At 77.6% G+C, this 1,244-nt stretch carries 1 protein-coding gene and 1 pseudogene; both read right to left on the bottom strand.

The genetic code is table 11. The annotated features are described in order from the left end of the window. Positions 1 to 439: TerD family protein (locus ABD308_RS35425; RefSeq protein WP_344344145.1), on the bottom strand; the 439-nt coding region annotated here is incomplete at its 3' end. Positions 440 to 583: 144 nt separating this feature from the next. After that, positions 584 to 1,244, bottom strand: a pseudogene (locus tag ABD308_RS35420) (hypothetical protein); the annotation flags it as partial.

Here is a 1,244-nt window from a genome sequence, read left to right as displayed (position 1 = left end):
AGCCCTGGCCGACCGCGCGGACCTTCCAGGCGCCGTTGCGCTGGTAGACCTCGACCACGATCAGCGCGGTCTCCCGGCTGAGCGGCGGCGGGGTGAAGGTGACCAGCACCTCGCCGGTGGCGGCGTCCCGGACGGTCGCGGTCGGCTCGATGCCCGCGAAGGTGGCGCCGGCCTCGTCGGGGCTGGCCGTCACCACGATCTTGGTGATGCCGGCCGGAACGCCGGCGGTGTCGACGATGATCGCGTCCGGCGTGCCCGCGGCGGCCGGACGGTGGGTCACGCCGGGGCCGTTCGGGGCGTTGTAGAAGACGAAGTCGTCGTCCGAGCGGACCTTTCCGGCGTCGGTCAGCAGCAGGCCCGAGACATCCAGCGCCTTGGGTGCGGTGACCTCGACGGTCACCCGCGCGGCGGTCAGCGGGGCGTTGCCGCCTTGGGTCAGGACCGTGGACACGAACTCCTCCTGGGATGCGGTGGTGCGGCGCCGGCCCCGGCGATGGGGCGGCTGTGCCGGCTGGCGACCACAGTAACGAACGATTCCGGCCGGATGAGCCCGAACGGTGCGCTGACCTGTTCGGTTGCGGGGTCAGCCGGCCTTGGCGGTGACGCGCGGCGCCGGTGCGGTGGCGCCGAAGGCACCGAGCGCGGCGACGGCACGCGGGCGGCCGATGCCGAAGGCGCTGGCGTTCCAGGACTCGGGGGTCCGGTGCCCGGCGGCCCGGGACGGGGCGCCGGGCACCGGGCGGGCGGCGTGCCCGTGCGGCCCGTGTCCGGCGGGGCGGGTGCCGCGCACGGTGAAGGTGTAGCGGCCGGGGCGGACGTCCGTGCCGGGCGGGGTGGTGAAGCGGTAGACCGCCGCGCCGCGCTCCTGGTGGGTGCTGACCACGGCGCCGGCGAGGTCCGTCCAGGCGGTGCCGGTGCCGTGGGCCGCCGTGCCGGGGGCGAGGCGGATCTCGGCCTGCAGCGCGGTGAGCGGTTCGGCGACGGTCAGCGCGAGGACGTGCCGGGTGCCGTCGCGGCCGAGCGACTGGACCGCGGCGGTGCCGGCGAGCGCCTGGTCGTCGGCCTCGTCCGTGCCGGCGGCCGGGTCGGTGTCGTCCGGCGCGTCGTCGGTGGTGCCGAGGGTGCCGCCGGTCCACTCGCGCGGGGACGGGGAGGGCTCGCCGGGGGCGCCCGGGGAGGGGGCGAACGGCCGGGGCGTGGTCGCCGAGGGGGAGGGCGCGGGCTTGGCGGGGGGCGGCGACGCG

The organism is Kitasatospora putterlickiae (assembly GCF_039527695.1).
GTDB lineage: Bacteria > Actinomycetota > Actinomycetes > Streptomycetales > Streptomycetaceae > Kitasatospora > Kitasatospora putterlickiae.
This window is presented reverse-complemented; position numbering and strand designations above follow the sequence as displayed.